This is a genomic window from Halorarum salinum, assembly GCF_013402875.1.
GTDB lineage: Archaea > Halobacteriota > Halobacteria > Halobacteriales > Haloferacaceae > Halorarum > Halorarum salinum.
The window spans coordinates 450271-468728 of sequence record NZ_CP058579.1; the positions used below are offsets into that span (position 1 = coordinate 450271).

Below are 18458 nucleotides of genomic sequence, written 5' to 3' on the forward strand. Positions count from 1 at the left end.
ACGCTTGTCGTGGCCCTTTTGAGTGGCGGCGCGTAGGGGAGGGTATGAGCTACCACCACGTGGACCCGGCGACGCTCGAGCCCACCCCGGACCGCCCCTCCGTCCAGCGGTCCATCAGCGACGCCTGCGGGCTGGAGAAGCTGGCGCTCCACCGGTACGAGGTCGGACCGGGCGAGGCGGTCCCGCTCGCGTACCACTACCACGACGAGCAGGAGGAGGCGTTCTACGTCCTCGAGGGGGCGCTCCACGTCGAGACGCCCGAGCGGGAGTACGTCGTCGAATCCGGCGAAGCGTTCGTCGTCGAACCGGAGGCCCCCCAGTTCGCTCACGTCCCGGAGGACGGCGTCGAGACGACAGCGCTCGTCGTCGGCGCCCCGGCCGTGAACGGCGACGCACACCCCTACGAGGACGCATGACCTGGGACGACCCGCCGTCCGCGGGCGACGTCGCGGACGCGGACGGCGCGGGACCGGACGCCGACCCGGCCCCCGAGTGGGACGACGAGTACCTCGACCGCGTCGGCGACGCGCTGAAGTTCAACTACGACCTGGAGAGGGACCGTGCGGTCGAGGTCGGGGCCAGCGGGTCGGCCGAGAGCGCGGCCGGCGGGTCGAGCGAGGACGGAACCGCCGACCCGGCCGGGTCGGCCGGCGGCCTCACGCGCGAGCGGTTCGACCTGTACGGCCTGCTCCGCATCGACGGCCGGAAGCAGTTCCTCCACCCCTCCATCTCGTTCGCCAACAGCCGCGTCCGCGAGCACCTGTTCGCGCGCCGCGCGGAGCGCGTCACGCCGGCGGACCTCGAACGCCTCGTCGACCTCGGTCACGACCTGGCCGACGAGTGGGTCGAGGCCGACGAGACCCACCAGGGGACCGAGTTCACGTTCGTCGTCGTCGCCCCGCGGGTGACCGACGAGGTGCGCGAGTTCGTGGAGGGGTTCAAGGACCGGACGCTGCTGAAGTTCGGCTACTACGGCCACTACGAGATCCACCTCGCGGTCGTCGCGCCCGACGTCGAGGACGCCGCCGCCAGTCCCGGCGCCGACGTGGCGAAGGCGTTCGCGTTCTGGGCGGAGCCGGAGCGGGAGTCGCCCGGCGTCCTCGGTCGGTTGCTGGGGCCGCTCCGGCGCTGAGCGGCCGTTTCCGCCGCCGTCGCGGTTCTTCGCCGGCGTCGCGGCTCCCGTCGGAATCGGGCGGTCCCGTACGGCCGTCGCCGTCGACGTGGAAAAACGTGGAGGGAATCGGGTCGGGGGCCGGTCAGTCGTCGGACGGTTCGCCGCGCATCGCCTCGGTGTCGAGCCCGCCGCGGGCCTCCCTGATGTTGGAGTAGCCGAGGCGCAACAGCGCCAGGATGAGCCCCACCAGCACGAGCGCGATGACGCTCTGGAACGCCAGCGAGACGGTGGCGATGGTGCCGCCGGCCTCGCCGGCGAGGATGGTCGACGGGTTGCGGTAGATGCCGATCCACAGCAGCGCGACGACCGTGACGCCGATCATGAACACCAGCGGGACGCCGGTGCTGACCAGCTGTTTCGTGTCCTTCCAGTTGGCGAGCCAGACGGTCGCGACCAGCAGCGCCAGCGCGGCCAGCGACTGGTTCGCGCCGCCGAACAGCGGCCAGATGTTCTCCCAGGTGCCGGAGGCGACCAGCAGGTAGCCGGCCAGCGCCAGGATGCCCGCGTTGACGTAGCGGTTGACGACGGTCTCCTGGGTCGAGGTCTCGGGCGTCCCGACGATCTCCTCGATCATGTACCGGCCGAGCCGCATCCCCGTGTCGGTGCTCGTGAGCAGGAAGCTCACGAACACGAGGCCGATGAACGTCGCCGCCGCGGTGACGCTCAGCCCGAACACGGTCAACAGCGCCCCGCCGCCGGCGGGGAACGTGACCAGCGCGGAGGTGAGCGAGGCGTTGCTGCCCGCGATGATGGACACCGCCACGATGGCCGTGACCGCCAGCAGCCCCTCGCCGATCATGCCGCCGTAGCCGATGAGCCGGGCGTCGCTCTCCTTGTCGAGCTGCTTGGCGGTCGTCCCCGAGGACACCAGCGAGTGGAAGCCGCTGATCGTCCCGCACGCGATGGTGACGAACAGGAACGGGAACAGCGGCCCGAGGTCCTCGTGAACGAACCCGGTGAACGGCTCCACCTGGGTCACCAGCGTGGCGACCTCGACGCCCTCGATGCCGGCCGAGGCGACGTCGACCGTGACGGGCGAGAACCCGATGACGGTGCCGACGATGACGGCGAGCAGCATCCCGCCCACGCCGGTGTACAGCAGGCTGGACGTGAGGAAGTCACGCGGCTGGAGCAGCACCCACACCGGGAGCACGCTCGCGACGAACGCGTACAGGATGGTCATCAGGACCCAGCCGGCGAAGTTCGGACCGAGGGCCTGCGCCAGCGGAAGCCAGCCGCCTCCGTCGCCGAACAGGACGATGGTGCCGGCCGGCAGCGCGTCGGTCGCGAACAGCGCGAGGGGGTACTGCAGGCCGACCCAGACGCCGCCGAACACCATCGCGACGAACGCGACGGCGCCCGGCAGGAACGGCAGGTCGAACTGGTAGAGGTACACCCCGAACAGCATCGCGAGCGCGATGTAGATGACCGAGGCGGTCGCCGCCTGCGGGAACGCGTTCAGCACGGCGCCGATGAGGTACGCGAACGCCGCGACGACCAGGATGATCGTCAGGTACGCGAACCACAGCAGCATGTTCTTGCCGCGCTCGCCCACGTACTCGCCGATGATGTAGCCGATCGACTTCCCCTCGTGGCGGACGCTCGAGGAGAGCGACATGAAGTCGTGGACGCTCCCGAACAGGGGGTTCCCGATGGCGACCCAGAGGATCGCCGGGAGCCAGCCGAACGCCGCGGTCGCCGTGATGGGTCCCGCGATGGGCGCCCCGCCGGCGATGCTCGAATAGTGATGCCCCAGCAGCACCGGCTTCGAGGACGGGACGTACTCCTGTCCGTCCTCGTACTTGTGCGCCGGCGTCTCGCGGTCGTCGTCGAGTTCGACGAACCGTGACAGGTACCGCGAGTACCCGAGGTACCCGGCGGAGAACGTCACGAACGCCCCGATTACCAACCACATTACCTGAACCATGTGTGATACCCGTCCTCACGATTGGGGATGGAATACATAAACGTTCACACTTATTTCGGCCGTCCCGGCCCGGATCATGGGTCGACGTGCCGGTACGCGCCCGCCGGGTCGCTCGATCGACGTGGTTTCGATCCGTCAGGTCCGCCGAGCGACCGGTCGCTCGTTCCGGCCAAGACGGGTCGGCACTTCGAACGGCGCGGGGCCGTCGAGCGGCACGGCCGGGGGAGGACCGCCGCCCGTGGGGTCACCTTCCCGGCGTCTCCGCCGAGACCTCGATGTCGAGTTCCTCGGCGACCGAGCCGAGCAGGTCGCCTTTCACCTCCTCGGTCCGGGTCCCGATGGCGGCGACGAGCGGCTGATCGAACGTCTCCCGTATCTCGTCGAGCCGCTCCCGCTCGGTCGCCACCCGGTCGCGGAGGAACCGGGCGCCCCTGCCGTCCTCGTGGTCCTCCGGCTCCGGCGTCAGGCGGTTCGCCACCAGCCCGGTGACGGCGAGCCCCTCCGAGGAGAGGCTCTCGACGGCGCGGCGCGTCTCCCGGATCGACAGCTCGTCGGGGTTGACGACGAGGAAGAAGGCTGCCTCCTCCCGGAGCGTCCGGCCGGCGAACTCGAAGTTCCCCTTCCGCTCGCGCAGCCGGGCGATGATCGGGTCGCCGATGGCGGTCCGGCGCGGCTCGCGTCCGCCGATGGCGGCCTTCTCGTACAGGTCCACGCTCGCCTCGCGCTTCTCCAGCAGGCGGTCGATCCAGCCGCCGAGGTACTCCGGGAGCGAGAGCAGCCTGAGCGTCCCGCCCGTCGGCGAGGTGTCGAAGACGACGCGGTCGTGCTCGGCCTCGCGCATCACGTCGATGAAGCGGTCGAACAGCGCGGCCTCGTGGGCGCCCGGCGTCCGGTGGGCGAGCTCGATCTGGCGGTCGATCTCGTTGACGATGGCGGGGCTCACCTGGTCGCCGAGTTGGCGCTTGATGCCCATGAGGTGGTCGTCCACGGCCTCCTCGGGGTCGATCTCCATCACCTCGAGCGAGTCGTAGCCGTCGACGGGCGTGGGGTCGTCGTCGAACGCCTGGTCGAACACGTCGGCCGTGCTGTGGGCAGGGTCCGTGGAGACGAGGAGCGTGTCCAGCCCCCCGCGAGCGCACCTGTGTGCGTACGCGGAGGAGACGGTCGTCTTGCCGACGCCGCCCTTGCCGCCGAAGAAGACGAACCGGCGCATCAGTAGTGGAACTGGTGGCCCTTCCGCTCCAGCACGGAGCCGCGGTCCCACATCCGGCGCTCCCACTGTTCGAACTCGGGCCCGAGGTACGGGAGCAGTTCGGCGGTGTAGTACGAGACGGGGCTCGGGATGCCGAACGCGTCCGGGAAACACGCGAGCAGGAACGCGTCCTCCTGGTCCTCGGCCTCCTGCTCGATGTACTCGTACGCACGGTGGGAGACCATCCCGTGGTAGAGCCCGCGCAGCCACTCCTCGACCGTCTCGCGGAACGCGGCGATACGGTGGGACAGGTCCATGTGGTCTCCTGTCACGGTGTGAGGATAAGGGTGTCGGGTCGCGTTCGGGCGACGGCGCGGGTGCCGCGTCGACGACGGATCGGCGGTGCCGCGGCGGCGGCCCTCGTGCCGTGTCGGGGAGCCGCCCTCCCGGAGGGCGGCTACAGTTGCGGCGACGTCGCGTCGGCGCTCGCCCGCCCCTCGCCGACCCGCCTGCTGAGCGCGCGGTCGATCCGGCCCGCGGCGTCGACCCGGAGCCGAACGATCCGCCCGTCGGCGAGGTGGATGCTCACCTCCTGTTCGCGCCGCCGGGAGCCGGCGGCGCGCGCGAGGACCCGTTCGCGCCGGTAGGCGTAGTCGGCCACGCCCAGCCCCCCGAGCGCGGCGAGCGCGAGCGGGAGGACGGCCAGGCTCGCGGCGAGCGCGACCGGGCCGATCAACGCCGCCAGCCCGACGCCCCCGAACGCGAACGTGAGGAGTTCGCGCTCGTCGAGCTCGCCCGCCTCCCGCACGCGACCGCGGAGGCGCTCGAGGCCGCCGGGGTCGACGCCGAGGCGGTCGAAGCCGTCGAGGTCGGGGCCGACGGGATCGACGACCCCGGGACGCTCGGGGAGGCGTTCGCCGACCCGCTCCAGCGCGGTCCACACGACGTCGGGGCCGCTCCGCCGGACGTGTTCCGCGAGGACGAACCCGCCGACGCCGACGAGAAAGAGGGCGGTGCCGAGCGCGCTCGCGGTCAGCACGGCCGCCCCGACGACCGCCGCCACGGCGAGGAGCGCCCCCGCGGCCGCGGCCAGCCTGTACCTGGCCTCCTCGGAGGAGACCGTCGTCCGGGGGTGGCTCCGGATCGAGGAGATGCACGACTGGGCGACGTCCACGTACCCCCCGTCCTCGGCGACGAACAGCACACGCCGGTCGGTCACGCCGATCGCTCCCTCCCGCCGGCGGGCGTCGTCCACGAGCGTTCCCGTCCCGGCGTCGACGACCGACTCGCCCGGCGCGAGGTACTCCCGGAACTCGTTCGCTGGCGCTCTCATGTGGGGAACGGGTTCGCCCGTTTCGGGCATTGTTACGTGCATCTTATTCAGGGACGGTCCTCCCCCCGGGTCGCGCGTCGGCCCCTCTCCTCCCCTCCCGGCACCGGACGGCCGGGAGGGCGCAGTCGCTCGCCGGATAGCACGACTCCTAAGTTCGCGAGGCGCTTAGCGGGGGCGTATGAATGGCGGCACGCCGGTGACGATCCTCAGCGGCGCCCTGGGGGCCGGGAAGACGACGACGCTGAACCACCTGCTCTCGTACCCCGGCGGGCGACGGATCGCCGTCCTCGTCAACGACATGGGCGAGGTGAACGTCGACGCCGCGCGAGTCGAGAACCGGGCCGACGGCGTCGCCGAACTGTCGAACGGCTGTATCTGCTGTGACCTGCGGGACGACCTCGAGGTGGCGGTGAGCCGCCTCGCCCGCGAGCGGGAGTTCGACTACCTCGTCGTCGAGTCCTCGGGCATCTCCGAGCCCGCCCCGGTCGCACGACTGTTCACCACGGGCGCCGCCTCGGCCCCCTACGACCTCGACACGCTCGCTACGGTCGTCAACGCCCAGACGTTCCGCGACACCCTGACCGAGGGGGAGGAGGTCGAGACGGAGGACCTCCGGCGCACGCGGCCGGGGCAGGTCGAGCGCGAGGGCGGGGAGACGCGCCCGCTCTCGGAACTGCTCGTCGGCCAGGTGGAGTGTGCGGACGTGCTCCTGCTCAACAAGTGCGACCTCGTGAGCGAGGACGACCTCGCCGGCACCGAGGCGCTGCTCGACTCGCTCAACCCGGAGGCGCGCGTCGTCCGGACCACCCACGGCGAGGTCGACCCAGGCGACCTGCTCGGCACCGGCCTGTTCGACGTTGACACCGTGAGCGAGACGGCGGCGTGGCAGCGAGCGGCCCGGCACGCGGAGGAACACCGCGACGGAAACCGGCACGTCGACGAGGGGGGACACGGTGGCGAGGGGGGCCACGGCAACGAGGGGAACCACGAGCACGGTGGCGAGGGCGCTCACGGCCACGACCACGGGGACCACGGCCCACAGGCCGTCTACGGGGTGGACTCGTTCGTCTTCCGCGCGCGACGGCCGTTCCACCCGGAGCGGTTCGCCGCGTTCGTGCGCGACCTCCCCGACTCGGTCGTCCGATCGAAGGGGACCGTCTGGGTCGCGGGCCGGGACGAGGCGGCGCTGTTCCTCAGCCAGGCCGGCCCCTCCGTCCGGGTCGAACCGGACCGGCAGTGGATGGCGGCGATGTCCGAGTCGCGCCGGGAGATGCAGCGGCGGATGAACCCCGACGTGGAGTGGGACGATGAGCACGGCGACCGCCGGACCGAACTCGTCGTCATCGGCCGCGGGATGGACGATGACGCGGTCCGGGCCGCGCTGGAGGACTGTCTGCTCACCGACGACGAGTTCGAACTCGACCCGGACGGCTTCGAGAACCCGTTCCCCGGTCTCGAGGACGACCCGGTGGCGCTGTAACAGGAGCGGCGCTCATCCACGTCGACGACCCGCTCGCGGACGGGGAAACCCCGAGCGAGCGGCGTTTTGGCACTGACGAGCGGAGCTCGTCTTGCGGCCAGAAACCGCCGGTTTCCGGCAGCATTACGGGAAATCGAAGATCTCCCGTCAGCAGTGGGATTCCTCCGGAATCCCACAGCCTGAACGGGTTTTGCGGGGTCCGGCCGTAGCGCGTCGGCGGAGCCGACGCGCGAGGACGTGCCCCCGCAAAGGAGGTTCGGGTTCCTCAGCAGGCGCAGCCGGTCGTGGCGGCCGAGCGCTCGAACGTCATCTCCTCGCCGCAGTCGGGACAGGGCGGCGGCTCCTCGCCCTCGACGCCGGCGGCTCCACCGCCCCCGTCTCGAGGCGTCTCCGACGCCTCGTAGTCCACGTCGCGGATCCGTCGGCTGCAGTCGGTACACCAGTACGCGCCCGCGGACGTCTCCTCGCCGCCCGCGCCCCGGTTCGGCGACTGCGTCGAGGCCGCGAACGCCTCGACGATCGTGCTAACGATGCCCGTGATCTCAGGGTCGCCCCCGAGGCCCTTCAATCCACGAGCGGTCGCCCGCCGGGCACGCACGGCCGTCGTGGACCCCGGACCGCCGACGCCGCGGCCGTCAGCCGCGCTTCGAGAGGACCAGCAGCCCGCGCTCCAGTTCGCCGCGTCGCTTCCAGGCGGCCAGCCTGTCGAGCACGTCGGGTCCGCGGACCGCCACCGTGGAGCGCCCGCGGAGTTCGGTTCCCTCGTTCTTCGGGCGGGCGGTGACTGTCGTCTCCAGCGTCGAGAGCGGCCCCTCGATCTGCTCGTAGGCGAGGCCGTCCTCCCGCTCCTCGAACCTGAACCGGAGCGTCACGCCGAAGCGGCCGGCGGTCACGACGGTCCCTTTCGGCGTCTCGCTCACGTCCCGCACGTCGAAGCTCCCCTCGGCCTCGACGACGGCCGCCGGATCGAGCGCCGCCCGCACCTCCGGCGGCTTTGCGGCCACGTACCTGCTGGCCTCGACCTCGCGCATGGACGACCTACGGAACCGGCGGTGAAAAGGTGGCGGGGAGCCGGGGCGAGCGGAACCGGCGTCGCCCTCGCCCGCGACCGGGGACGCCGGCCCCGGGCGACCCGGTGGGTCTAAGTCGTCGGCGGACGCGCCTCCGACGATGGCCTCCGACGGCGACATCCGCGTCCTCCTCGTCCTCGACCTGTTGCTGTCGGCTGCCTTCGTGTACGTCGCCCTCACGGCGCTGAGCTTCGTCGGCCTCGCGGAGTTCACGACGTGGAACTTCGGGGTCGGGACGGCCGTCGTCGCCGGGATCACCTACTTCCTCGTGCTCAGAGGCTGATCGTGCGGAGACGGGTCGGCCGCTCGGAGCGCTCCCTCGACGGTCGGACCGGAGGGCGTGACCGGCCTGGCTACCGACGCATCGTCCCGGACTCGAGGCCGTGACCGGTCCGGACGAGGGTCGTGGCGGGTTAGCACCGTGCCGCGCCAACCGACGGGCAGCGACGGAACCGCGCGCGGCGCGCTCGCCCCGAAACTACCACGGCGTCGACAGTACGTGCGTCAAGTTCGTTCGCAACGTTTGCCGAACCGTTGGCCGATGTACGCCCTAATACACCCCTTATATCGTATTAAACCGGACGCGCATCCGAATGTTCCTACGATATTTTTCTTTCTTCAACGATGGGGTTTATTGCCTTCCGAATCAGCCCTTGTGTCGTGATGCCCGACACGGATCACGCGGAAATCGGTGAATCGGTGAACGAGCGTGAACTATTCGGGGTGGGAGCGTGACGCTCCTCCAGGCCGACCCGGCGGTGATCGCGGAGGGGGTCAACTTCCTCTGGGTGCTCGTGGTCACCTTCCTGATCTTCTTCATGCACGCCGGCTTCGCGATGCTGGAGGCCGGGCAGGTGCGCTCGAAGAACGTCGCGAACCAGCTCACGAAGAACCTGCTGACCTGGAGCGTCGGCGTGACGCTCTTCTTCCTCGTCGGCGCGGGCGTGAACGCCCTCGTCGGCGGGCTGACCGGTCCCGACGCCGTCAGCGTCGCCGACGCGTTCGCCACGCTCGCGCCGGAGGGGGCCAACGCCTGGGTCGGCTGGCTCTTCGGCGCGGTGTTCGCCATGACCGCGGCGACCATCGTCTCCGGCGCCGTCGCCGGGCGGATGAAGCTCCGCGCGTACGTCGCCTACACGGTGCTGCTCGCGGCGGTCATCTACCCGGTCGTCACCGGCCTGACGTGGGCCGGCGGCTTCCTGGGCGCGATGGGCTTTCACGACTTCGCGGGCGGCGTCATCGTCCACGCGATGGGCGGGGTCGCCGGCCTGACCGCGGCCTACGTGGTCGGCCCGCGCATGGACCGCTACAACGAGGACGGCTCGGTCAACGTCATCCCCGGCCACTCGCTGACGTTCGCCGCGCTCGGGACGCTCATCCTGGCGTTCGGCTGGTACGGCTTCAACGTCGGCACGGCCGCGACGGTGTTCACCGTCTCCGACGGCTCGCTCGAACTCGGCGCGTTCGCCACGGTCGGCCGCGTCGCGGCGACGACGACGCTCGGCATGGCCGCCGGCGCCATCGGCGCCGCGGCGGCGACGCTGTACAAGACCGGGAAGGTCGACACGCTGTACGTCGCGAACGGCCTGCTGGCCGGCCTCGTCAGCGTGACGGCGATCACCGACGCCATCGTCTGGCCCGGCGCCGTCGCGGTGGGCCTGCTGGCCGGCATCCAGCTCCCGATCGTCTTCGAGTTCGTCGAGAAGCGGCTGAAGATCGACGACGTCTGTGCCGTCTTCCCGGTCCACGGCTCGGCCGGCGTGCTCGGCGCGCTGGCGTTCCCGTTCGTCGCCACCGAATTCTGGGGCGGCGCGGGCATCGGCTACCTCGTCGACACGTTCGTCGTCCAACTGATCTCGGTCGTCGTCATCCTGGCGTGGACGGTCGTCGCGACGGCGGTCGTCTTCGGGGTCATCAGGGCGATGGGCGAGATCCGCGTCTCCCGCGAACACGAGATCGACGGGCTCGACATCTCCGAACACGGCGTCAACACCTACCCCGAGTTCGGCAGCCCCGACACGGTCACCGACGGCGGCTTCACGGAGGAGAACGGCATCGTGCGCGCCGACGGCGGCGCGCCGAACGACGGCGGCATCAAGATGGTGACGGCGTTCGTCCGTCCGGACAAGCTCTCGGACGTGAAGACCGGCCTCGCGGAGATCGGCGCCCCGTCGCTGACGGTCACCAACGTCTCCGGCCGCGGCTCACAGCCCGCGAAGAAGGGACAGTGGCGCGGCGAGGAGTACACGGTCGACCTCCACCAGAAGGTGAAGATCGAGTGCGTCGTCGCGGACATCCCGGCCGAGGACGTCGCGGTGGCCATCCGCGACGCGGCCCGGACCGGCGAACCCGGCGACGGGAAGGTGTTCGTCCTCCCCGTCGAGGACGCATACCAGATCCGCACGGGCGAACGGGGGACCGTCGCCGTGTGAGGCGTCGACTCCCGGGAGCCGTCGCACCGCCATCGAACCGAACACTGTAAACGGACCGAACCGATCACGGACCTCCGACCGACGGAACGTACCGCGATACGACCGGACGCCCCCTCCGGCGGGCGGCGCGGACGCGGTCGGGCGCGGCGAGGGTACTGGGCTCATCGGGCGCGGGCGTCACCGCGACCCGCGCCCACCAACCGGCGCCGCACCCTGCCATCCGTGTCACGCCGACTCGTCGCGACCGACCGCCGCAGCCGTCCGACGGACGGCGGCGCGTCCGAATCGACCGCCACTCCGGCGGCTTCCGCCGCCGGACCTTCCATGGCACGATATCTTAATACTTGGCGGCGAGTTTCGGGTGAGTTTCGACTTCGAACAACGACGGTCTCCCCTCGAAGCAACCCGCAGGTTCGTCGCCGGCACGATGAACCCCCGCAGCTCGGGCCTGGTGGCGCCCGACCCGGTAACTACTTTCCGCGGGCCGCGTCAAGGCCTCGTATGAACCACGACCGTTCCCGCGACCTGTACGACAGGGCGCTGTCCGTCCTCTCCGGCGGGGTCAACTCGTCGGTCCGGGCGAGCATGCCGTACCCGTTCTTCGTCGAGCGCGGCGACGGCGCCCACGTCGTCGACGCCGACGGCAACCGCTACGTCGACTACGTGATGGGATACGGGCCGCTGCTGTTCGGCCACGACCTCCCCGAACCGGTCACCGCGGCCGTCCAGGGCCACGCCAGCCAGGGGCCGATGTACGGCGCGCCGACCGAGGTCGAGGTCGACCTCGCGGAGTTCGTCGCCCGGCACGTCCCCTCGGTCGAGATGCTTCGGTTCGTCAACAGCGGCACCGAGGCGACCGTCTCGGCCGTCCGTCTGGCGCGGGGCTACACGGGCCGCGACAAGATCGTCGTGATGCAGGGCGGCTACCACGGCGCCCAGGAGTCGACGCTCGTGGAGGCAGAGGGCGACTACAGCACCCACCCCTCCACGCCCGGCATCCCCGAGTCGTTCGCCGAGCACACCGTCGCGGTCCCGTTCAACGACGAGACGGCCGTCAGGGAGGTGTTCGCCGAGCACGGCGGGGAGATCGCGGCCGTCCTGACCGAACCGATCCTCGGCAACACGGGCATCGTCCACCCGGTCGACGGCTTCCACGAGACGCTCCGCCAGCTGTGCGACGAGCACGGCTCGCTGCTCGTCTTCGACGAGGTCATCACCGGCTTCCGCGTCGGCGGCCTCCAGTGCGCCCAGGGCGAGTTGGGCGTCACCCCGGACGTCACGACGTTCGGGAAGATAATCGGCGGCGGGTTCCCCGTCGGCGCCGTCGGCGGCCGCGCGGAGCTCCTCGAGGGGTTCACCCCCGCCGGCGGCGTGTTCCAGTCGGGCACCTTCTCGGGCCACCCCGTCACCATGGCCGCGGGCTACGAGACGCTGAAGTACGCCGCCGAACACGACGTGTACGGCCACGTGAACGCCCTCGGCGAGCGCCTCAGGTCGGGCATCCAGGACGTCTGCGAGGAGCAGGCGCCCGAGTACACCGTCGTCGGCACCGACTCGATGTTCAAGACGGTCTTCACCCGCGAGGCGCCCGAGACGTTCGAGGGCCACTGCGAGGCCGGCTGTACCCAGCGCGAGTCGTGCCCCAGGTACGACGTCTGCCCGAAGAACGGCGCCGACGTGAACGCCGCGGCGACCGACCGCTGGGAACGGGTGTTCTGGCAGGAGATGAAGGAGCGGGGAGTCTGGCTCACGGCCAACCAGTTCGAGTCGCAGTTCGTCTCGTACGCCCACACCGAGGAGGACGTCGAGCGGACGCTGGAAGCGTACAAGGAAGCGCTCTGAGTCCACGTCTCGGACGAGCGTCCAACCGGTGCTTCCGAGGTTGCGGTCGGCGCTACTCCAGCGTCAACTCCGGAAGCTGGCCCCTTCCATCCCACCCTCCGGATGGCCGGCAGAGCGTCGTGGAGCAGGTCCGCGGCGTCGTCGCGGGCGGACACCCGCCGGCGCTGCCGCGGGGCGTCGGCGATCGGTCCGCGGTGGCCCGCCGCGAGTTACTCCCCGGAACCGGGGTCGCCCGACTCCGCCATCCGGGTCTCGTACTTGTCGAGCGCCTCCGCCAGGGCCTCGCCGGCGTCGACGTCGAGGGCCTCGCAGACGGAGAGCAGCGAGAACAGCGCGTCGCCGAGTTCGTCGCGGGCGACGTCGAGGGCCTCCCGGTCGTCGCCGTACCCGGTCGAGACGTTCGCCCCCTTCGCGATCTCGCCCACCTCCGAGACCAGGTCGAGCACCCGGAACTCCGGGTCGCTCTCGAGGTCGTGCCGGTCGAGGAACGCCGCCACGCGGTCCTGTTCGTCCATGGTCGGGGTGCGGGGCGACCCCACCCAAACGTGACGGTTCCGCGACGGCCGAAGGTTTATGACCGACATCGACCCATATGGGAACGAGTACCATGGGAACGCGCGGGATGGAGTCCACCGTCTACCCGGCGACGACGGTCACCGACGAGACCGAGGAGGGGCGGGACGACGCCGAGCGCGCGACGCGGGACCCCTACGCCGAGGAGACGCGGGGGCTCGCGTCGCGGCTCGGCGGGTTCGCCTCGCTGCTCGCGGGCCGCCGGAACCGGTAGGACGGTCGCGGCCGGGAATGACAGCCGTCCGACGGCTGCGTGACGGCGGAGGGACGCTTATCCCTCTCGGGGGCGTACGGCGGCCAATCAACCATGGAGGAGAGCATCTCCGGGTTCAAGGTCCGCGGGGACTGGGGGGACGTCGTCGAACACGGCGAGCGGATCACCCGGGCCCTCCAGGAGGCCGGCGTCCGCGAGGCGACGTCGGAGGCGTTCGAGGAGTGGAACGAGTGGCGCCCGAAGGTCCACGAGCGCCTCGGCGAGGACGTGAACGAGAAGACCGCGGAACAGGCCAGCGTGGGCGAGGGCGAGGGCGAGAAGGCCGGCAAGACCCCGGAGGACGACCTCCAGACCGCCGGCGAGAAACTCTCGGAGTCCTACGAGAAGGTCGACAACGGCGACAGCGAGGGCGCGCTCGACTCCTGGAAGGACTCCATCGACCACGTCGCCCGCGCGGCCGACTCGGCGGGCCGGAAGGCCGTCCGGAAGGTCGAGGACACCGTCTACCGGAAGGTGATGACCCAGATCGCGCCGTACTACTTCGACAACGAACTCGTCTCCGCGAACATCCAGAAGACCACCCGCGGCGAGGAGGAGGGCCCAGCGTTCGTCTTCGAGGTGAACGTCAACGACGACGAGCTGAAGGCGGAGGTGTCCGAGCGCCTCGGCGAGTACGAGGACGAGGTCGACCGATGGCACGTGGACACCGAGAAGGAGATGGAGTCCGCCGAGGCCGCGGAGGGCGTCGAGCCGCCCGCCGAGACCATCGAAGACGCCAGCGAGGGGCGGTCCAAGTCGACTACCAACTGAGCGAGCCGACGGGCGAGCGTCCTTGGCAGTCGGTTCCGAAGAAGTCGACCACGAACTGAGGCAGCTCCGTCGGCCGACCGTCTCCTCACTCCCCCACGGGCTGTTTCAGCTCCAGGCGGTACCCGAACGGGTCCCGCACGTACACCGCAGGTGCGCGTCCCGTCGCACCGGTCGGGTTCTCCAGCCGCCGTTCGACCTCGACCCCGGCGTCGGCCAGTTCGGCCTCGAGTTCCTCGACCGACTGCTCGACGACGAGCGCCAGGTGGTCGTAGTTCGTCCCGTCCGGTTCCGTGAACTCCTCGGTCGGCCAGAGGTGGAGGAGGTGCTCAGGCGCCAGCCGCACGTCGAAGAACGGCGTCTCGCCCGCCTCGAACCGGTCGACCCCCTCCAGGTCGAAGCCGAGCGCGTCGCGGTAGAACGCCGCGGCGTCCGCGAGCCCGTCGCTCGGGACGTGGAGCGTCGCGTGGTCGATGGCTCGTGCGTCCATGCGGGGCGGTTCGGGTCGCGGGGCAAGAAACATGGCGGCTGGCCCCGCAGTCGTAGCCGATGGACCCGCTTCGCATCGAGGCCGGCGAGTTGACGGCCGACGAGATCATCGACGCGATGCGGGGGGGCCGGCGCGTCGTCGTCACCGCCGACCTGTTCGGGGAGGAGCGCGAACTGACGCTCCGGCACGACGGGAAGACGTTCTACTGCGACACGCCCACGCGGCTGCACAAGCACGCCGAGGAGGCGGAGATGCGCGCCTGCATCGAGAAGATGGGCTATGCCCGCGAGAAGTGACCGCAGGGCGAGGGTGGACCGTACGGCCGCGAGTGGGCGGAGGACCCCCGACCGAGGGACGGCGGACGGACGGCAAGCTCGGCCCCATCGACGGGGTTTAACCCCGCTCCCCCGTAGCGTCGAACGGATGAGCGACGCACCCGACATGGAGGACCTCGTGAACGCCGAGGAGCCGACGTTCCAGCACGTGATGGCGTGCGTCTTCGGCATTCAGGAGCACGAGAGCCGCACCTACCTCGTCCTCCGCGAGCACCCGGGCAGCACCGTGGAGGAGCTCGCGGAGGTGCTCGACCGGGACCGCTCGAACGTGAACCGCTCGCTGACGACGCTGCTGGAGAAGAACCTCGCCGAGCGCGAGCGCCGCCTGCTCGACCCCGGCGGCTACGTCTACCAGTACACCGCGACCCCGCTCGAGGAGGCCAAGGGGATGCTCCACGCCGCGCTCGACGAGTGGGCCGAGACGGTTCACGGTCGCATCGAGGAGTTCGGCGATCCGGGACGCGACCCGGAGCGGTCTCAGCCGTAAGCGAGCAGTCGCCCCCGGATCGAGTCGACGACGAACAGGCGTCCGTCGGCGACGCACGGCGAGACGACGTCCGCAGCGGAGTCGGGGAGCGTCCACCGACGTCCGCGGCCGAGGAGACCGAACGGTCGCGACCGGCGGCGGACCGCCCCGGGACGAACGCCCATGCCGACGACCACGTCCGAGAAGGCGACCGGCGTCGCCCCGACGAAGTCCGCCCGGAGGTCGTATCGCCAGCGCTCCGCCCCCTCCCCGCGCCCGACCTCGACGAGGTCGGCGTACGCGAGGAACACGGCGTCGTCGGTCACGGCGGGCGCGCCGACGCCGCCGTCGTCGACCCGCCAGATCACCGACCCGTCCGGCGTGACGGCGGCGACTCCCTCCGCGTGGCCACGCGCGTACACCGTTCCGTCCGGGCCGACGGACGGCGAGGCGTAGCAGTAGGGAACGTCGACCCGCCAGCGTTCGGCGCCCCCCTCCCGGCCGAGCGCGACGAGGGCGTTCCGCGCCGGGACGTACACCCGACCGTCGGCGACCGTCGGGGCCGCCTCGATCGCGTAGACACCGTCGAGGTTGTACTCGTCGTACTCGATCGGGTCGAACCCGTCGGTTCGCCACAGCGGTTCGCCGTCGGCGACGTCCGCGGCGACGCAGGCGGTCGAGGTGCGGACGAACGCCGTCCCGTCGTCGACCCGGACGGCGTACGGCCGCCCCGGCCCGAGGCGCCGGCTCCAGAGGCGCCGGCCGTCCTGCAGACCGTAGCCGTGGAGGAACGCCCCGTCCCCGTCGCCGGTTCGCTCGCGGGTCGAGACGCAGACGAGGCCGTCCCCGCTTATCGCGGGCGTCCCGCCGACGTCGTGGGGGAGGTCCGCGACCCACTCCTCCTCGCCGGTTCGCGTCGAGAACGCGTGGAGGCGCCCGTCGGCGGGCAGGAGTACGAGTCCGTCCGCCGAGACGGGACCGGTGAACGGCCAGGTGCCGATCGGCGCCTCCCACCGTTTCTCGACCGACCGGGGCGCCCGCGCGTCGGGGAACGACGAGGAGTTCCGGGCGTCCCGTCCGACCATCGGCCAGTCGCCCTCGGGGAACCGCCTGCGCTCGCCGTCGACGGCCTCGTCGACCGCGCTACACCCCGCGAGCGTCGGGAGGCCGACCGTGCCGATGCCGGCGAGGAGGCTTCGCCGGCCGACGTGGCGCGGGCGGCGACTTGCATCGGCGTCCCCGTCGCTTCGGGGAAGTCCGGCGGAGGGAGGGGCGAACGGGGCTGACACGTCCGCGGGGTCCGCGGGACCGGCCATAAGCCTTCGGTGGTTCGACGCGGCGGCGTTCGACGGCGGGCGGCGCGGGTTCGGTTCCCGTTCGACACGTCGTCCCCGTCGGTCGCGTTCCGGCACGTTTCAGCGCGCTCGAGGTCGACGAATCGGGAAGGGTTTTCGTGTCCGTCGCCCACCCCCGCCGGTGTCGGTCTCCGACGCGTCCTCGGTCGTCGCGCTCGACGCCGACGAGGTCCGCGCCGCCGTCGAGGCGGAGGTCGAGGGAACGCTCCGGTCGCTCGTCGAGTACGACGACGAGGGGGCGTTCCTGGCGCTCGACCCCGACGAACGCGTGGAACCGGTCGTCCGGGCCGTCGAGGACGCCGTCTCATCTGACGACCGCGGCCGCTGACCGCTCCGTGCGGGCGGGACGCGCCCGACTCACTGGCTTCCCAGCATCGCCCGGCACTCCCGAGCCTCGCGGCCTCCAAGCGCCGCTCGGCACTACCCGCCACAATCCGCCGACTTTTGGTCGCCGAGGTCCACGTCCCGGCAATGAGCGACCTCGTCCTCGACGAACCCGCGCGGTCGGCCCCGCCCGAAGCCGACGACGGCACCTGGCTGGAGTGCATCGCCTGCGGCGCGACGTTCGCGCCGTTCGACGCCATCCGGTACACCTGCGACGACTGCGGCGGGTTGCTGGAGGCGCGCTACGACGACCTTCCCACGTTCGACGACTTCTCGGGGGAGGGCGTCTGGCGGTACGCCGCGGCGCTTCCCTTCTCCGAGGGCGTCTCGCTACCGGAGGGGAACACCCCGCTCCACGAGGTCCCCCGCCTCCGCGAGTCGGTCGGCGTGAACCGCCTCCGGATCAAGCACGAGGGGATGAACCCCACGGGGTCGTTCAAGGACCGCGGGATGACCGTCGGCGTCCGCGTCGCCCGCGAACTCGGCGTCGACAGGCTGGCGTGTGCCTCCACGGGCAACACCTCCGCGGCGCTGGCAGCCTACGGCGCCCGCGCCGGCATGGAGACGCTCGTGCTCCTCCCGTCGGGCAAGGTCGCGGCCGGCAAGATCGCGCAGGCCAGCCTCCACGACGCCCGGATCCTGGAGGTCGACGGCAACTTCGACGCCTGCCTCGACATCGTCCAGGAACTCGCGACCGACGGCGACGTCTACCTCCTCAACTCGCTCAACCCGTTCCGGCTGGAGGGCCAGAAGACGATCGGCTTCGAGATCCTCGAGGGGTTCCGGGCCGACTACGGCACCTACCCCGACCGGATCGTCCTCCCCGTCGGCAACGCGGGCAACACGGCGGCGCTGTTCAAGGCGTTCCGCGAACTCGTTGCCGCGGACGAACTCGGACCCGACGAGGTGCCGGCGCTCACGGGCGTCCAGGCCGAGGGCGCCGCGCCGATGGTCGAGGCCGTCGAGTCGGGCGCCGACGAGGTCCGCCGCTGGGAGGAGGTCGAGACGATCGCGACCGCCATCCGCATCGGCAACCCGGTGAACGCGCCGAAGGCGCTCCCCGGCATCCGCGAGACGGGCGGCACCGCCGTCGCCGTGAGCGACGAGCAGATCACGGACGCCCAGCGCGCGCTCGCCGGCGAGGGCGTCGGCGTCGAACCGGCCTCGGCCGCCTCGGTCGCCGGGCTCCGCAAACTCCGCGAGCGCGGCGTCGTCGACGCAGACGAGGACGTGGCCTGCCTCACGACCGGCCACCTGCTGAAGGACCCCGACGCCGCCTTCGCCGCCGGCGACGACCCCGAACCCGTGGCGAACGACGTCGACGCGGTGCGCGCGCTGCTGGAGTGACGTCGAGGAGGAGCGTCGGCGGCGAACGACCCGAAAC

21 protein-coding genes are annotated in these 18458 nt (G+C 71.2%); 12 read left to right on the top strand and 9 right to left on the bottom strand.

Annotated features, from left to right (window positions below):
- The first annotated feature begins 44 nt into the window (after positions 1–44).
- Together HUG12_RS02085 and HUG12_RS02090 are read left to right on the top strand one after the other, a co-directional pair.
- Positions 45–416 carry a cupin domain-containing protein gene (locus HUG12_RS02085; protein WP_179267183.1) on the top strand — a complete coding sequence of 124 codons (372 nt, stop codon included), beginning with the start codon at positions 45–47 and terminating at the stop codon, positions 414–416.
- On the top strand, positions 413–1132 hold the full coding sequence (locus HUG12_RS02090) for a hypothetical protein (RefSeq protein WP_179267184.1): 720 nt from the start codon (positions 413–415) through the stop codon (positions 1130–1132). Before HUG12_RS02085 ends, HUG12_RS02090 begins: the two co-directional genes overlap by 4 nt.
- A gap of 124 nt (positions 1133–1256) precedes the next feature.
- Here HUG12_RS02090 and HUG12_RS02095 read toward each other — a convergent pair whose 3' ends face one another.
- The 4 genes from HUG12_RS02095 to HUG12_RS02110 form a co-directional block, all read right to left on the bottom strand.
- A complete protein-coding gene (locus tag HUG12_RS02095) occupies positions 1257–3101 on the bottom strand; it encodes a carbon starvation CstA family protein (RefSeq protein ID WP_179267185.1) in 1845 nt (614 codons plus the stop codon).
- A gap of 244 nt (positions 3102–3345) precedes the next feature.
- Positions 3346–4314 (bottom strand): ArsA family ATPase, encoded by a 969-nt coding sequence (locus HUG12_RS02100; RefSeq protein WP_179267186.1) that lies wholly within the window; start codon positions 4312–4314, stop codon positions 3346–3348.
- On the bottom strand, positions 4314–4610 hold the full coding sequence (locus HUG12_RS02105; RefSeq protein WP_179267187.1) for a hypothetical protein: 297 nt from the start codon (positions 4608–4610) through the stop codon (positions 4314–4316). The genes HUG12_RS02100 and HUG12_RS02105 overlap by 1 nt, the downstream gene beginning before the upstream one ends.
- A 140-nt stretch (positions 4611–4750) precedes the next feature.
- Positions 4751–5626 (bottom strand): hypothetical protein, encoded by an 876-nt coding sequence (locus HUG12_RS02110; protein ID WP_179267188.1) that lies wholly within the window; start codon positions 5624–5626, stop codon positions 4751–4753.
- A gap of 178 nt (positions 5627–5804) precedes the next feature.
- On the opposite strand from HUG12_RS02110, the gene HUG12_RS02115 reads away from it, so the two are divergent.
- Positions 5805–7106 carry a CobW family GTP-binding protein gene (locus HUG12_RS02115; protein WP_179267189.1) on the top strand — a complete coding sequence of 434 codons (1302 nt, stop codon included), beginning with the start codon at positions 5805–5807 and terminating at the stop codon, positions 7104–7106.
- A gap of 265 nt (positions 7107–7371) precedes the next feature.
- On the opposite strand, the gene HUG12_RS02120 is transcribed toward HUG12_RS02115, so the two are convergent.
- Entirely contained in the window at positions 7372–7674 is a 303-nt protein-coding gene (locus tag HUG12_RS02120; RefSeq protein ID WP_246308123.1) for a hypothetical protein, read from the bottom strand.
- A gap of 67 nt (positions 7675–7741) precedes the next feature.
- A complete protein-coding gene (locus tag HUG12_RS02125) occupies positions 7742–8137 on the bottom strand; it encodes an SRPBCC family protein (protein WP_179267190.1) in 396 nt (131 codons plus the stop codon).
- A 139-nt stretch (positions 8138–8276) separates the two neighbouring features.
- On the opposite strand from HUG12_RS02125, the gene HUG12_RS02130 reads away from it, so the two are divergent.
- The 3 genes from HUG12_RS02130 (at position 8277) to hemL (ending at position 12450) form a co-directional block, all read left to right on the top strand.
- Complete coding sequence (locus HUG12_RS02130; RefSeq protein ID WP_179267191.1) at positions 8277–8459, top strand: hypothetical protein; 183 nt, start codon at positions 8277–8279, stop codon at positions 8457–8459.
- 448 nt (positions 8460–8907) lie between these two features.
- Entirely contained in the window at positions 8908–10608 is a 1701-nt protein-coding gene (locus HUG12_RS02135) for an ammonium transporter (protein WP_246308124.1), read from the top strand.
- 501 nt (positions 10609–11109) lie between these two features.
- The gene (gene hemL, locus HUG12_RS02140; protein ID WP_179267192.1) at positions 11110–12450 is read left to right on the top strand and encodes a glutamate-1-semialdehyde 2,1-aminomutase; all 1341 of its coding nucleotides are present in this window, start codon (positions 11110–11112) and stop codon (positions 12448–12450) included.
- A gap of 209 nt (positions 12451–12659) precedes the next feature.
- Here hemL and HUG12_RS02145 read toward each other — a convergent pair whose 3' ends face one another.
- Positions 12660–12965 carry a MazG nucleotide pyrophosphohydrolase domain-containing protein gene (locus HUG12_RS02145; RefSeq protein ID WP_179267193.1) on the bottom strand — a complete coding sequence of 102 codons (306 nt, stop codon included), beginning with the start codon at positions 12963–12965 and terminating at the stop codon, positions 12660–12662.
- Between the two features lie 77 nt (positions 12966–13042).
- On the opposite strand from HUG12_RS02145, the gene HUG12_RS02150 reads away from it, so the two are divergent.
- Both HUG12_RS02150 and HUG12_RS02155 read left to right on the top strand, forming a co-directional pair.
- Positions 13043–13237 carry a hypothetical protein gene (locus HUG12_RS02150; RefSeq protein WP_179267194.1) on the top strand — a complete coding sequence of 65 codons (195 nt, stop codon included), beginning with the start codon at positions 13043–13045 and terminating at the stop codon, positions 13235–13237.
- A gap of 93 nt (positions 13238–13330) precedes the next feature.
- The gene (locus HUG12_RS02155; RefSeq protein WP_179267195.1) at positions 13331–14047 is read left to right on the top strand and encodes a DUF5828 family protein; all 717 of its coding nucleotides are present in this window, start codon (positions 13331–13333) and stop codon (positions 14045–14047) included.
- An 85-nt stretch (positions 14048–14132) separates the two neighbouring features.
- Here the strand turns inward: HUG12_RS02155 and HUG12_RS02160 are convergent, their stop codons facing one another.
- Positions 14133–14534 carry a VOC family protein gene (locus tag HUG12_RS02160; RefSeq protein WP_179267196.1) on the bottom strand — a complete coding sequence of 134 codons (402 nt, stop codon included), beginning with the start codon at positions 14532–14534 and terminating at the stop codon, positions 14133–14135.
- Positions 14535–14593: 59 nt separating this feature from the next.
- On the opposite strand from HUG12_RS02160, the gene HUG12_RS02165 reads away from it, so the two are divergent.
- Together HUG12_RS02165 and HUG12_RS02170 are read left to right on the top strand one after the other, a co-directional pair.
- Positions 14594–14830 (top strand): hypothetical protein, encoded by a 237-nt coding sequence (locus HUG12_RS02165; RefSeq protein WP_179267197.1) that lies wholly within the window; start codon positions 14594–14596, stop codon positions 14828–14830.
- 127 nt (positions 14831–14957) lie between these two features.
- Complete coding sequence (locus tag HUG12_RS02170; protein WP_179267198.1) at positions 14958–15356, top strand: helix-turn-helix domain-containing protein; 399 nt, start codon at positions 14958–14960, stop codon at positions 15354–15356.
- On the opposite strand, the gene HUG12_RS02175 is transcribed toward HUG12_RS02170, so the two are convergent.
- Positions 15347–16624, bottom strand: coding sequence for an outer membrane protein assembly factor BamB family protein (locus HUG12_RS02175; protein ID WP_179267199.1), 1278 nt, complete (start codon positions 16622–16624; stop codon positions 15347–15349). The two genes, HUG12_RS02170 and HUG12_RS02175, sit on opposite strands and share 10 nt — an antisense overlap.
- 187 nt (positions 16625–16811) lie before the next feature.
- Between HUG12_RS02175 and HUG12_RS02180 the strand changes: the two genes are divergently transcribed.
- A complete protein-coding gene (locus HUG12_RS02180; protein ID WP_179267200.1) occupies positions 16812–17018 on the top strand; it encodes a hypothetical protein in 207 nt (68 codons plus the stop codon).
- A gap of 143 nt (positions 17019–17161) precedes the next feature.
- Positions 17162–18421, top strand: coding sequence for a threonine synthase (thrC, locus tag HUG12_RS02185; RefSeq protein ID WP_179267201.1), 1260 nt, complete (start codon positions 17162–17164; stop codon positions 18419–18421).
- Positions 18422–18458 lie beyond the last annotated feature (37 nt).